This is a genomic window from Arthrobacter sp. B2I5 (genome assembly GCF_030816735.1).
In the GTDB taxonomy this organism is placed as follows: domain Bacteria; phylum Actinomycetota; class Actinomycetes; order Actinomycetales; family Micrococcaceae; genus Arthrobacter.
In genome coordinates this window covers 2,250,960-2,263,397 of the sequence record NZ_JAUSYF010000001.1, presented here as the reverse complement: position 1 = coordinate 2,263,397, position 12,438 = coordinate 2,250,960, and the positions used below count along the sequence as shown (strand labels likewise).

Annotated in this window: 12 protein-coding genes; 8 read left to right on the top strand and 4 right to left on the bottom strand. The window is 64.0% G+C overall.

The genetic code is table 11. The annotated features are described in order from the left end of the window. Window position 1: 1 nt before the first annotated feature. The 8 genes from QFZ60_RS10775 (at window position 2) to QFZ60_RS10740 (ending at window position 7,372) form a co-directional block, all read left to right on the top strand. Complete coding sequence (locus QFZ60_RS10775; protein WP_307090413.1) at window positions 2-733, top strand: allophanate hydrolase subunit 1; 732 nt, start codon at window positions 2-4, stop codon at window positions 731-733. Next, a complete protein-coding gene (locus tag QFZ60_RS10770; RefSeq protein WP_307090411.1) occupies window positions 730-1,743 on the top strand; it encodes a biotin-dependent carboxyltransferase family protein in 1,014 nt (337 codons plus the stop codon). The genes QFZ60_RS10775 and QFZ60_RS10770 overlap by 4 nt, the downstream gene beginning before the upstream one ends. Before the next feature lie 41 nt (window positions 1,744-1,784). Continuing rightward, complete coding sequence (locus QFZ60_RS10765; protein ID WP_142121529.1) at window positions 1,785-3,125, top strand: MFS transporter; 1,341 nt, start codon at window positions 1,785-1,787, stop codon at window positions 3,123-3,125. Window positions 3,126-3,205: 80 nt separating this feature from the next. Next, a complete protein-coding gene (locus tag QFZ60_RS10760; RefSeq protein ID WP_307090410.1) occupies window positions 3,206-3,967 on the top strand; it encodes an SDR family oxidoreductase in 762 nt (253 codons plus the stop codon). Between the two features lie 66 nt (window positions 3,968-4,033). Then, window positions 4,034-4,975: a 2-hydroxyacid dehydrogenase gene (locus tag QFZ60_RS10755; RefSeq protein ID WP_307090408.1), complete on the top strand. Its 942-nt coding sequence runs from the start codon at window positions 4,034-4,036 to the stop codon at window positions 4,973-4,975. Next, window positions 4,972-5,742, top strand: a complete 771-nt coding sequence (locus QFZ60_RS10750) for an SDR family oxidoreductase (RefSeq protein WP_307090406.1) — start codon at window positions 4,972-4,974, stop codon at window positions 5,740-5,742. Before QFZ60_RS10755 ends, QFZ60_RS10750 begins: the two co-directional genes overlap by 4 nt. Continuing rightward, window positions 5,742-6,833 (top strand): L-idonate 5-dehydrogenase, encoded by a 1,092-nt coding sequence (locus tag QFZ60_RS10745; RefSeq protein WP_307093290.1) that lies wholly within the window; start codon window positions 5,742-5,744, stop codon window positions 6,831-6,833. Before QFZ60_RS10750 ends, QFZ60_RS10745 begins: the two co-directional genes overlap by 1 nt. After that, window positions 6,830-7,372 (top strand): gluconokinase, encoded by a 543-nt coding sequence (locus tag QFZ60_RS10740; RefSeq protein ID WP_307090404.1) that lies wholly within the window; start codon window positions 6,830-6,832, stop codon window positions 7,370-7,372. Before QFZ60_RS10745 ends, QFZ60_RS10740 begins: the two co-directional genes overlap by 4 nt. Window positions 7,373-7,404: 32 nt before the next feature. On the opposite strand, the gene QFZ60_RS10735 is transcribed toward QFZ60_RS10740, so the two are convergent. The 4 genes from QFZ60_RS10735 to QFZ60_RS10720 form a co-directional block, all read right to left on the bottom strand. Beyond that, on the bottom strand, window positions 7,405-8,634 hold the full coding sequence (locus QFZ60_RS10735; protein ID WP_307090402.1) for an amidohydrolase family protein: 1,230 nt from the start codon (window positions 8,632-8,634) through the stop codon (window positions 7,405-7,407). Between the two features lie 3 nt (window positions 8,635-8,637). After that, window positions 8,638-9,090, bottom strand: coding sequence for a GAF domain-containing protein (locus QFZ60_RS10730; protein WP_307090401.1), 453 nt, complete (start codon window positions 9,088-9,090; stop codon window positions 8,638-8,640). Continuing rightward, window positions 9,087-10,469: an MFS transporter gene (locus QFZ60_RS10725; RefSeq protein WP_307090399.1), complete on the bottom strand. Its 1,383-nt coding sequence runs from the start codon at window positions 10,467-10,469 to the stop codon at window positions 9,087-9,089. The genes QFZ60_RS10730 and QFZ60_RS10725 overlap by 4 nt, the downstream gene beginning before the upstream one ends. A 354-nt stretch (window positions 10,470-10,823) precedes the next feature. Beyond that, on the bottom strand, window positions 10,824-12,419 hold the full coding sequence (locus tag QFZ60_RS10720) for a glycoside hydrolase family 32 protein (protein WP_373427676.1): 1,596 nt from the start codon (window positions 12,417-12,419) through the stop codon (window positions 10,824-10,826). Window positions 12,420-12,438: the final 19 nt, after the last annotated feature.

Sequence of the window (12,438 nt, the reverse complement as noted above, 5' to 3'; positions counted from 1 at the left end):
CATGACCACAACAACAACGACAACGCCAACAGCACTGGATATTTTCGAATCCGGTGACGCCGCCCTGCGCGTGGTGGCACGGTCCGGCGACGCGGAAGCGAACTGGTCCACCGTCCACTCGTTGGCCGGTTGGCTGGCCACCGCCGGCGTCGACGGCATTTACGGCGCCGTTCCCACCTACGACTCGGTCCTGGTGGAATTCGACCCCTACCTCACCTCCGCGCGCCAGGTCCGGGCGTTCGTCCTCCTGGGAATGCGCCAGCTGGACTTCACCGGCACTGCCATGCGGGAACCGCGCCGCTTCGAAGTTCCGGTGGTGTACGGCGGCGACTACGGGCCCGACCTGGACCGCGTGGCGGACCACCAGAGCCTGGACGTTGAGGACGTCATTGCCAGGCACACGGCAAAAACTTACGTCATCCGTTGCCTCGGGGCGCCGGCAGGTTCTCCGATGATGGATGGGCCGGACTTCCCGGTCCCCGTCCCCAGGCTCAAGGACCCGCGGCTGTCCGTTCCCGCCGGTGCCGTATCCGTCGCCGGACGCCAGGCCGTGATCGCGCCCGCAGTGGCACCGGGTGGCTGGTGCGTCATCGGGCAGACACCCCTGACAGTCCTGGACGCAGCACGCGAACCCCTGGTGCCTTACGTCCCCGGCGACGAACTGCGCTTCTACCGGATTTCCGCGGATGACTTCGGAAACTTCGCGGGGCAGTTCCTGGAGGCCCGGCCATGACCGGTTCCCTGATCATCCTGCAACCGGGCCACTCCGTGGTCACCGACCTCGGGCGGACGAAGGGCCCCGCCTACGGCCTCCCCGTCAACGGCGCCCTGGACCAGTATTCCGCCAAGGCCGCAAACATCCTTGCCGGCAACGAAGACAACGACCCCCTGCTGGAACTGACTGCGCTGGACTTCCGGATGCGGGCCACCACCGACCTGCTGATCGCCGTCACCGGAGCGCCCCTGGACCTCACAGTGGGTGGACGCGACTGCCCCCAGTGGGAACCGGTGCCCGTCCGGGCCGGCGAGGTCGTGGCCGTACGGGGCATCCGGACCGGACTGCGCGCCTACATCGCCGTCCACGGATCCTTCACGGTCCCCACCCTGTTGGGAAGCTGCGCCCCTGACACTGTGGTGGGCTTCGGGTTGAAGCTCGTGGAGGGCTTCCGCCTCGAAACGCGGAAGACCACGGCGCCCATCACCCAGCCCTATTTCGGTTTGCCGCTGTTCCGGCTGGGCCTTACCAAACCCGTCTTCACAACCAACCCGGTCATCGACGTCACGGACGGGCCGGACGTGGCGGAATTCGGGGACACGGCAGACCTGCTGTTCACCACGCAGTACACCGTGAGCCCCCGCAGCAACCACATCGGGCTGCGGCTCGGCGGTGCCCTTCCCGAGCGTCAGCTCACGTCCGAAGTGCTCTCCCGCGGCGTTCCGGTCGGGGCCATCGAGGTCCCGTCCCGCGAAGAGCTGCTGGTGCTGCATCGGGGACGTGGCGTGACGGCGGGCTACCCGGTCCTGGCGGTGGTCACGAGCCGGTCACTGGACACCCTGGCGCAAGCCAGGCCTGGGCACACCATCACCTTTCGAAAGACAACCGTGGCTGAAGCAACAGCCACGCATCGCGCAGCCTGCCTGGAACTGGGCAGGCTCCGGAACACCGTCAATACGGTCTTCGGACTCCTCGGCATCGGCGCCGGCCAGCGCTGGCACGAACTCAGCCCAGCGTCAGGAGCCTGAACACCATGAATACTTTTCCCAACGCCATTAAGGAAAACGAGATGTCAACATCAACACATGCGGTAGCACCGCAGCACGACCGGCTGACTGCGAAGCAGGCACGCAAGGTTGTCACCGCCGGCTGCGTGGGCATCTTCGTGGAGCTCTATGACAACGGCATTTTTGCCTTCATGGCCGGAACCCTGGCCCTGGTGTTCTTGGCACCGGGCAACCCGGACAACGCCCTGCTGTTCGTCTTCGCGGGCTACGCCGTGTCCTTCTTCGTCCGCCCGCTCGGCGCCGTCGTCTGCGGGTACCTGGGTGACCGGATCGGCAGGCAAAAGCTCCTGGTCTTCGTGATCCTGCTCATCAGCATCGCCACCGCCGGCATCGGCGTACTGCCCAACTACGCGGCCATCGGCATCGCGGCTCCCATCCTGCTGGTCCTCCTGCGGCTCCTGCAGGGCTTCTCGGTAGGTGGCGAGGCCGCCGGCGCCATGACCTTCCTCGCCGAGCACGCGCCCGAAGGCAAGCGCGGCGTCATCACCTCCTACGCCCAGATCGCCTCCTTCGCCGCACTCCTCACCGGCACCCTCGTGGCTTACTCCATGTCTCCCTGGCTCACCCAGGCGGCGATCGACGGCGGCGGCTTCGGTGCCTTCGCATGGCGCATCCCGTTCCTGGTCGCCATCCCCATGGGGGTCATCGGCTGGTACATCCGCAAGGCCATCAGCGACACCCCCAACTTCGTGAAGCTGAAGGAAGAAGGCGGCCTGTCCAAGAACCCGCTCAAGGAAGCCTTCAAGTCCGCCGAACACCGCCGCGCCATGCTCCTGGCCCTGTTCATCCCCCTGATGAACGGCTCCGGCTACTACGTCCTGTTTTCCTACATGCCCACCTTCCTCAAAGGCAAGCAGCTGAACTTCACCATCGGCGAGGCCCTGCTGGTCACCGCCTGCAGCCTGGTGGTCATCTGCATCGCCATCCCGTTCATGGGGGCATTGTCCGACCGCATCGGCCGCAAGAAGGTCATCGCCGGCTCGGCCATCGCCATGGCCGTCCTGGGCATCCCGTCCTACGCACTGATCGCCACCGGCAACATGGGCCTGGCCATCCTGGGCGCGTCCATCATGGCCGTCGTCTTCGCCGGCCACACCGCGGTCATCCACATCCTGATCGTTGAACTGTTCCCCACCCGCGTCCGCTACTCCGCCTACGGCCTGGGCTACAACATCTCCTCGGCCCTGTTTGGAGGGACCGCGCCGCTGCTGATGACTTGGCTGATTTCGGAAACCCACAACATCTACATGCCGGCCTTTTATGCAGTGATCACCGCGCTGGGCACCCTCGCCGCGGTGAGCACCGTCAAGGACCGCGCCCACGAACCCCTGCGCGACGCCTAACCCCTTCCAACCCGGGGCTCTTGCGTCCAGTCCCTTGCCGGACGCAAGAGCCCGCCCGACTTCTACACTTTGGAGTACCAATGCCCTTTTCCGATTACACCACCGCCCTCGTCACCGGAGCATCCACAGGCATGGGTGCTGCCATCGCCGAACGACTTGCCAAGCGGGGCCTCATGGTCCACGCGGTGGCCCGCAACGAGGAACGCCTCGCCGAGCTTGCCGACCGCACGGGAGCAGTCCCGCACGTGGTGGACCTGACCGACACCGCCGCCTTGTCCGCCGTCGTCCGTGACCTGAAAGTGGACGTCCTGGTCAACTGCGCCGGCGTCTCCAGGCCGGGCAACATCCTGGATTCCTCCGAGCAGGACATCGACGAACTGGTGGACGTCAACCTCCGCGGGCTCCTCCAGCTCACCCGGCTGGTCCTGCCCGGCATGGTGGAACGGGACCTCGGCCACGTGGTCAACATCAGCTCCATCGCGGGCACCTACAACTTCTACGGCCACACCGTGTACCACGCCACCAAGGCCGCCGTGCACCAGATTTCCAGGCAACTCCGAAACGACACCGTGGGCAAGCGCATCCGCGTCACAGAAATCTGCCCGGGCCGCGTCGAGACCGAGATCTTTGGCCGGAACATGGGCGGCAGCCCCGAGGCCATGAAAGAAGCCTGGCAAACGTACTACGAGGGCTACGAATCGCTGACCACCGACGACATCGTCAACGCCCTGGACTACGCCATCGAAACCCCGCGGCACGTTAATGTAGGCATGCTGGAACTAATGCCCACCTTCCAGGTCCCCGGCGGCCTCACCTTCGACCGTCGCGGGGACTCCGACTAAAGCCGCCCCCACGACGCCCAAACCCGCGGAACTACCTTCCCACCGCACAACCGATAGGCCCTCCAGATGCATTTAGTACGAACCGTCAGTTTCCCCGAACCCCAGCTCCTGGCTGACCTCTCGCCACTCCCCGAAGGACTGCGGGGCGTGGTGTGGGACATGAAGGACGAGCCGGGGGAGGAGCTGGGTGGGATCGACGGCGTCATCCTGCCGTACATCGACGCGGGAGCCGTGCTGGGTTCCCTGGCCAAGGTCCCGGACCTTAAGTTCGCGCAGACGCAGTCAACGGGGTACGACGGCGTATGCGAGGCTGCCGGGCCGGGCGCCGCAGTGGCAAACGCCTCGGGCGTCCACGCAGCTGCCACCGCGGAGCTGGCCGTCGGCCTCATTCTTGCCAAGCTGCGGGGCATTGACCAGGCCGTCAAGGACCAACAGATTGAAAGCTGGAAGCCGCAGCGCCGCCAGTCTTTGGCTGACCGGAAGATCCTGCTGCTGGGAATCGGGGGCATCGGCAAGGAACTCGCCCGCCGGCTCGAGCCCTTCGAAGTCACCGTGACCCGGGTGGGAAGCTCAGCCCGGACGGACGCGGACGGACAGGTCCACGGTCCGGAAGAACTGGTGGAGCTCGCCGCGGGCCACGACATCCTGGTCTCCGTCCTGCCGCTGAACGACAAGACCCACCACCTGGTGGGCCGGGATGTCCTGGCAGCCCTGCCGCACGGCGCCCTCGTGGTGAACGTGGGCCGCGGGGCGGTGGTGGACACCGACGCCCTGACCCGGGAAGTGGTGTCCGGCCGCCTGCAGTGCGCCATCGACGTCGTCGATCCCGAACCGCTGCCCGCCGGCCACCCGCTGTGGTCCGCGGAGAACGCACTCATCACCCCTCACATTGGCGGTAATGCGTCAGCGTTCGAACCGCGGATCCTCAAGCTCCTGAAGCGCCAGCTTGAGGCCCTCGCCGCCGGTGAAACCCCGGCCAACCTCGTTCAGGAAGGCCCTTTCGCATGAGCGCGCTTTTTGACCTGACCGGCCGGGTTGCCCTGGTGACGGGCTCCAGCAGGGGCATCGGTTCGGCACTTGCAAGGGCGTTGGCCGACGCCGGAGCAACAGTAGTGCTCAACGGCGTCAATGAGGAGCGGCTGAAGGACGCCGCCGCGGCAATGGCCGCGGACTTCCCGCCGGGCCGCGTCCACAGCATCGCATTCGATGTGACCCACGACGACGCGGCCGCCCGCAGCATCCGATGGATCGAGGAGAATGTGGGCCCGCTGGAAATCCTGGTGAACAACGCGGGGATCCAGCACCGGGTGCCCATGCTGGACCTGGACGTCGCGGACTGGGAACGAGTCCTCTCCACGGACCTCACCAGCGCATTCCTGGTGGGCAGGGAAGCCGCGCGGCACATGATCACCCGCGGCCGTGGCAAGATCATCAACATCTGCTCCGTCCAGACGGACCTGGCCCGTCCGACCATCGCCCCGTACATTGCGGCAAAGGGCGGGCTGCGGAACCTCACGCGCGCCATGACGGCAGAGTGGGCCGCCTCCGGGCTGCAGATCAACGCGGTTGCACCCGGCTACATCCACACCGAGATGACCCAAAACCTCGTTGATGATGAGGCCTTCAACTCCTGGATCCTGGGCCGGACACCCGCCCACCGGTGGGGCACCGTGGAGGACCTCGCCGGTCCCGTGGTGTGGCTTGCTTCAGATGGCTCGAACTTTGTGAACGGACAAACCATCTTCATTGATGGTGGAATGACAGTGGTGGTGTGATGACTCTGAATACGCACTTGGGCGCAAGCTTGGAAGAACTGCCTGCCACGGGCCCGGCCCTGGTGGCGCACGCCGCAGATGACCTGCGCATCGACGAGGTCCCGCTGCCGCAGCCCGCACCTGATGAAGCGGTGGTGGAAGTTCTGTACGGCGGGATCTGCGGTTCGGACCTGCACTACTGGCTGCACGGTGCCGCGGGGGAGTCCATCCTCAAGGCCCCGCTGGTGCTGGGCCACGAAATCTCCGGCGTGGTGGTGCGCCCGGCAGCGAACGGTGCAGGGCCACAGGCCGGGACCGCCGTGGCCGTCCACCCCGCAACGCCCGGCCCTGGCGCGGCTAAGTATCCCGCAGACCGGCCCAACCTCTCACCCGGGTGCACCTATCTGGGCAGCGCTGCCCGCTACCCCCACACGGACGGCGCCTTCAGCAGGTACGTGAACCTTCCGGTGCGGATGCTTCGAGCCCTTCCCGCGGACATTGACCTGCGCACCGCGGCCCTTGTCGAACCCGCGTCCGTGGCCTGGCACGCAGTCTCCCGCGCCGGCGACGTCCGCGGAAAGACGGCGCTCGTCATCGGTTCAGGGCCCATCGGCGCCCTGGCCGTTGCCGTCCTCAAGCGTGCCGGCGCCGCCCGGATCACCGCCGTCGACCTGCACCCCAAACCGCTTGAGATCGCCACGGCCGTCGGCGCTGATCAGGTGATCAACGCCGCGGACGCCACAGCGATCGCCGCGGTGGAAGCCGACGTCGTCATCGAGTCCTCCGGCAGCCACCATGGCCTGGCCTCAGCCATCCAGGGCGCGGTGCGCGGCGGAACCGTGGTGATGGTGGGCCTGCTGCCCACCGGCATGCAGCCAGTCCCCATCTCGCTGGCCATCACCCGAGAACTGGACCTCAAAGGCTCCTTCCGCTTCAACGACGAGATCGACCACGTAATCGCCGCCCTCGCGGACGGATCCCTGCACATCAGCCCCGTCATCACCCACGAATTCCCGTTGGCCGACGCCCTGCACGCGTTCGAGGTAGCGAAGGACTCCACCAGCTCCGGCAAAGTGCTCCTCTGCTTCGGGGAACCCGGGGACGTCCGATGAGCGGCCACTTGCCTCCATTGGTGGTGATGGGGGTATCCGGCTGCGGTAAGTCCACCGTCGGAACCCTGCTGGGCCAACGACTGGGGATGCCATTCTTCGACGGGGATGACTTCCACCCTGCCGCCAACAAGGCCAAGATGGCCGGCGGCGTTCCGCTGAACGACGACGATCGGGCGCCGTGGCTAGCCGAAATCGGTGCCGCGCTGGCCTCTCCCAGCGAAGGTGTGGACTCCTGCATCATCGCCTGCTCCGCGCTCAAGCGCAGCTACCGGGACCTGCTGCGCAGCTTCGCTCCAAACACAGTATTCATTCATCTCTCAGGCGACGAAAGAACTATCTCTGACCGGCTGAGAACCAGAGAACACGAATACATGCCCGGCAGCCTGCTCGCCTCGCAGTTGGCCACACTCGAACCGCTGGGAACCGACGAGGCACATGTTGCAGTGCACATCCACGAAGACCCGGCGCACTTGGTGGACCGCATCGTGAAGGAGCTGTTCGTCTCGCCTCAGGTCACAAAACCACGCCGAAAGTCATAACCGTCATTGGTCAATAAAGCTAGTTGGCCGCTTTACCGCAGAGCCGTGTCTGCACTTTTAACCACAGCCCCGTCCTGGATGACGTAGTCGAGTTTCGATTGTGAAAGTACGGTGATGTCCTTCAAGGGATCGTCTGTAGTGACAATGAAATCACCCCGGGCGCCGACGGCAATGGTGCCCAGCTCGTTCTCTCGCTGAATGAGTGCTGCAGCCGTCGTCGTAGCGCTGCGGATGACGTCAATTGCGGGCATTACCTTAGCGCGTATGGCGAATTCCTCGGCTTGATGAACCTGCATACCGCCCAGCAAGTCAGTCCCGTAGGTCAAGTTGATGCCTGCCTCATGGGCTTTGCCCAGAGCCTCGTATCCGCCGTCGAGCACGGCCGCAACTTTTTCCCAGTTCTCCTGCGAAAGCCCGAATTTGCGGCCTTCCCGTTCCAGTGCCCAATAGGTCACCAGGTTCATCGTGAGGAATGCGTTGAACTCCTTGAACAGTTCCAAGGACTCATCATCGAGGAGGTTGCCGTGTTCAATACCGCGGACGCCTGCGCGCAGGGCGCGGTTGATTGACCGGCCGGTGTAGGCGTGCGCCGTGACATAGCGGTTCGCGGCGGTGGCTTCCTCTACCGCGGCTTCAATTTCCGAAAGGGAGTACTGCGTGGAGTCAATCCGGTCCGTGGGCGACGCGACGCCGCCCCCGGCCATGATCTTGATGTGGTGGGCGCCTTTGCGCAGTTCGTCCCTGGCGGCCTGCCGTACGGCATCGACCCCGTCAGCCAGTCGGCCGATGTGAGGGTGGCAGTAGCCAGCGTCGTAGGCCTGCCGTCCGCGGGGTCGCGGGTCTGCGTGGCCGCCGGTTTGTGAGAGGGCCTTCCCGGCGAAAAACACCCTGGGGCCGCGCAGGAGCCCTTCGGTCTGTGCATCGTGGATGCCGAAGTCAGCCCCGGCTGCGTCCCGGACGGTCGTAAATCCGCGATCGAGCATTGCACCCATGAGTTTGGCTGTGTGGAACGCAAGGTAGTTCGGGGACCATTCACCGAGTTGGCCAAGATCGGCGGTGGCAGCTGTCACATGCACGTGGCAGTCGATCAAGCCGGGCAGCACGAACTTGTTGCCAGCATCAATAACCGTTTCGCCTTCTGCCTTCAGGTCTGAGCCGATCTCGGTGATCGCGCCTCCTGACACCCTGATGTCGCCCTGGCCATAGCGGCCTTCAGCGACGTTCAGGTACGAAGCGTTCTTTAGGAGCAGGTCATTGCCCATGGATTATTCTCCTGCTGCTTCCACTATGGCTGAGGTGAACCGGCGTGCGATGTCCAGAACCTTGTCAACGTCCTGGGCTGTGTAAGCTCCCTCAGCATCCAGAACGTTCAACGCGGCAACGGTGGTGCCCGCCCGGAGGACAGGTGCGTTAATGATCGAGCCACAGCCCAGGCTTGATATCAGTTCGGCGTCCTTGAAAACTCGTTCAACATCGGCTGCCGTTGGCCCGAAAAATGGTTGCTGCTTCACGAGGCAGGCTTCCAGCCAGTCGGCTGCCACGTCCCGTCCGACGTCCTTCCTTCCTCCCACAGGGTATTCGACAGGGTGGGAGGAATAGATCCTTTCCATCTGCCGGCCCTGGTCCCGGAAGGCCAGGATAGTGAACAATTTGAATCCCACTTCCGCGTTCACTGCCTGCTCAACCTCACCCAGGCTCTCTGCTGCTCTGCCGTTCACCGGCGGGCTCCTTCCCTGCCCTGGATCTCGCTGATCGTAATGTCTTCAAGGGACCTGCCTTTGGTCCGCACCGCGAAGAGCAACGTACAGATGACCCCTACGGCAAGTACTCCTGTTGTCATGCCGAACACTCCCACGAACCCCCATTGCGTGGCGAAAATCCCAATGAGCAGCGGTGCGGTGATCGATCCAATCCGGCCGAAGGAGGAACTCAGGCCAACACCAGTTGCCCGCAACCACGTGGGGAAGACCTCAGGCGTGTAGGCGTAGACGCCGGCGTATGTTCCGTTCAGGAAGAAGGAAAGGGCGATGCCTGCGGCAGTGATCAATGCTGGGTCGGTCATGGTGCTAAGCCAGAACGCACTGATCGCCGAGCCGACCAGGTAGCTGGCAATCGTGTATTTCCGATCGAACTTCTCGTTGACCCATGCGGCACTGAAGTAGCCCGGAATCTGGGCGATGTAGATGTAGAGCGAGAAGGTGAAGCTGGTGGTGACTGTCAGGCCTTTACTGATCAGCAGTGTCGGGATCCAGGAGAAGAAGCCGTAATAGGAAAAGGTGATGACAAACCAGATGAGCCAGGTTACGGAGGTGATCCGCCACATCTGACGGCTCCACAGGAATTTGAGCGCCTTCCCGAGGGAAAACTTTTCCGGCTCCGGCTCTTCCGCATGATTCGGGTCCACCGGCGGTAAAGACTTTCCCGTGGACGCCAGCACCTTATCTTCGAATGCGATGACCACCCTTTCGGCCTCTGCCTGTTTGCCCTCGTTCATCAGGAAGCGGGGTGATTCAGGGAGAGCGCGCCGCCACCAGAGCAACAAAACAATCGGGACAAAGGTGATGACCTGAGCCCAGCGCCACCCTTCCGGAAACGCTGGGACAACGAAGCGTCCAATGAGGGCAGCGCCGACAAAGCCGAACGAAAAGAATCCAGCCAATGCACCCAGGAACCACCCGCGCCGATGACTTGGTACGAACTCTGACAGGAACGGGGCAATGATTGCGCTCTCGGCTCCGGCCCCCAGCCCGGCCAATATCCGCATGATGAGGAACACTTCGAAGTTCCAGGAGACTGCGGCAACTAACGATGCGATGGCGTAAAGCGCCAAGGCGTACATCATGACCGCTTTCCGGCCTAACCTGTCGCCAAGGTACCCGGCCAGGAAGGCGCCAAAAAGAAAACCGAAGGGCGCCGCCGAGGCGACCAGCCCGAGCTGCGCTGACGACAGGGAAAAAGCCTTCCTGACGTCCGGCAGGAGAAATGCGACAACGGCGTTGTCCATGCCGTCGAACGTGTAACCGAGGCCGCCAATAAGCAATAGCGCATAATGAGGTTTGCTGAGAGGCAGGCGGTCCAGCCTCGCGGAGAGGGACACACTGATCTCCTTAGAGGGCCAAAGTGAGGCATGGCCCAGCCCTAAAATGAAAGGCTGCCGTCAGTGTAGGCCGGGGGATGCGTCTAATCAATACGCTCTGGTCCAGGTGTACTCAGCCGGTCGCTCGGTTCCACCTGTTGATCGGCGGGTTGCCTCCAAGACTGCCGTGAGGCGGTGGTTGTGGGAGAAGCTTAGCCATGGCTGCGGGGCCTCGGAGCGAAGTTGGACGTTAAGGGGTGGCGGTAGACCCAGCCTTTCTGCAGTGTGGTTGAAGCGTTCTGCTTTGGGGCAGGCCTTTCTGCGGGACCATACCCTTGGTCTGCAGAAAGACCTGCCGGACAGCCAGGGAACGGACTAGTGCACGTCCTTGATTTCACGGATGGTCAGATCCCGGAAAGTGGCGGCACCCTCGTGGGCATAAAGGCGGATTCCGTTGTCGCCTTCAAGTGGGAATACCCGGTGCGAGTGCACCACCCGACCGTCTCCGACGAACATTTCCACGCTTGTAAGGTCCACGAGGATGCGGACGGTGAGCCGGCCTGTCGAGGGGTCGATTGGAGTCTGGGTTTCGCCGCCAGTCGGGTTGACCGTTGGCCGCCTGTTGAGATACACGAAGGGGCCCCGCAGGTATGCGCCGGCGGCGACGTGCCTGCCGCCGCCCGCTGCGCGGCACAGCTCAAGACCCACGTTGGCAGGTGGGGAAGCGGGGTCCCACACGAGCTCACAGGTCAGGTCATAAGCGGCTGCGTGGACGTCGAGGTCGCGGGTGCCCCGTACAACTACGTCACCCAGGACGTGCTCGCGCTTCACATGGTTTTCCAGCGCTGACGTGGGGGCGGACACGAGGTGGTACCCACCGTCCGTATGCTTGAGGCGGAGGTCACGCACGATCATGTCGTCGCCGTTGTAGCCGTCGGTCTCGAGGGTCGGCGTGTTGTGGGGATAGTCCCAGAAGTTCGCCCAGCCGAGGGCCCGGCGGAGGGTCGCATCTTCGGCGCCCGAGGCGTCGTGGTGCGGATAGGTGACTGCTCCATAAAAGTCATAGCCGTAATCGAGCCATTCGGGCTCGGGCCGGTCTGGCGTGAACGATGTGCCGTCGAAGGTGCCCATCCAGTACGCGTAGGTTGCGGGCAGGCCGCGGCCTTTGCCGTTGGCGCTCGTGCCGAGGATCCAATGCGAGGTGCCGTCGTCAGCGGTCATGCGGAAGATATCAGGGCATTCCAGCAGTCCCAGATCGCTGCGTACGAACTCGCCGACGCGCTGCCAGGTCCGCATGTCGGCGGAGGTGTAGAAGCCGAGCTTCTGTCCCTCGGCGTTCGCCATGAACCATCGCCCCCGGTCACCGTCCCAGATCACTTTGGGATCGCGAAAGTCATGGACTCCGGGGTTCGGCAACACCGGGGCCGTACCGGCGGCCTGGAACGAGCGCCCGCGGTCGGTCGAGTACCAGAGGTATTGGGCCTGGCGGCCTTCGGGTGCCTGCGTCACAAGCGCAAGCACCGCACCCTCGCCATATCCGGCCGTATTCCGCTCGTCGACCACAAGGGAACCTGACCAGCAGTCGCCGTTGTTGTTGCTGAATTTCGGGATCGCAACGCCGCGGTCAGTGAACGTGACGTGATCCGTGGTTGTCGCGCGGCGCCATGACGTGCCTCTGCCGCCCTGCAGGTAGTCGGCGTTGTACAGGTAGTAGTAGTGGTATTCCCCGTCGATGTAGATGGGGCGCTGAGGGTCGTTCTTCCAGTTGTCGGGGACGCTGAAGTGATAGGTCGGGCGCATCCGGCGTGATCCTTTTGACATCGAGCCTTTTAAACCGGGGTCAGGTGTCTTGGTGGGTACGGCGGCGGCGGGCTCGGCGAACGCTGCCGACAGTGCCAGCGATCCGCTGAGTGCAGCCGCCCCGCTTCCAGTAATGAGTGAACGACGAGAGACCGTGGGTGAACCTTCCATGAGTTCCTTCTTGTTTTTG

Coding starts and splice junctions, on each gene's coding strand:
- QFZ60_RS10775 (WP_307090413.1), top strand. CDS start 2: ATGACCACAACAACAACGACAACGCCAACAGCACTGGATATTTTCGAA.
- QFZ60_RS10770 (WP_307090411.1), top strand. CDS start 730: ATGACCGGTTCCCTGATCATCCTGCAACCGGGCCACTCCGTGGTCACC.
- QFZ60_RS10765 (WP_142121529.1), top strand. CDS start 1,785: ATGTCAACATCAACACATGCGGTAGCACCGCAGCACGACCGGCTGACT.
- QFZ60_RS10760 (WP_307090410.1), top strand. CDS start 3,206: ATGCCCTTTTCCGATTACACCACCGCCCTCGTCACCGGAGCATCCACA.
- QFZ60_RS10755 (WP_307090408.1), top strand. CDS start 4,034: ATGCATTTAGTACGAACCGTCAGTTTCCCCGAACCCCAGCTCCTGGCT.
- QFZ60_RS10750 (WP_307090406.1), top strand. CDS start 4,972: ATGAGCGCGCTTTTTGACCTGACCGGCCGGGTTGCCCTGGTGACGGGC.
- QFZ60_RS10745 (WP_307093290.1), top strand. CDS start 5,742: ATGACTCTGAATACGCACTTGGGCGCAAGCTTGGAAGAACTGCCTGCC.
- QFZ60_RS10740 (WP_307090404.1), top strand. CDS start 6,830: ATGAGCGGCCACTTGCCTCCATTGGTGGTGATGGGGGTATCCGGCTGC.
- QFZ60_RS10735 (WP_307090402.1), bottom strand. CDS start 8,634: ATGGGCAATGACCTGCTCCTAAAGAACGCTTCGTACCTGAACGTCGCT.
- QFZ60_RS10720 (WP_373427676.1), bottom strand. CDS start 12,419: ATGGAAGGTTCACCCACGGTCTCTCGTCGTTCACTCATTACTGGAAGC.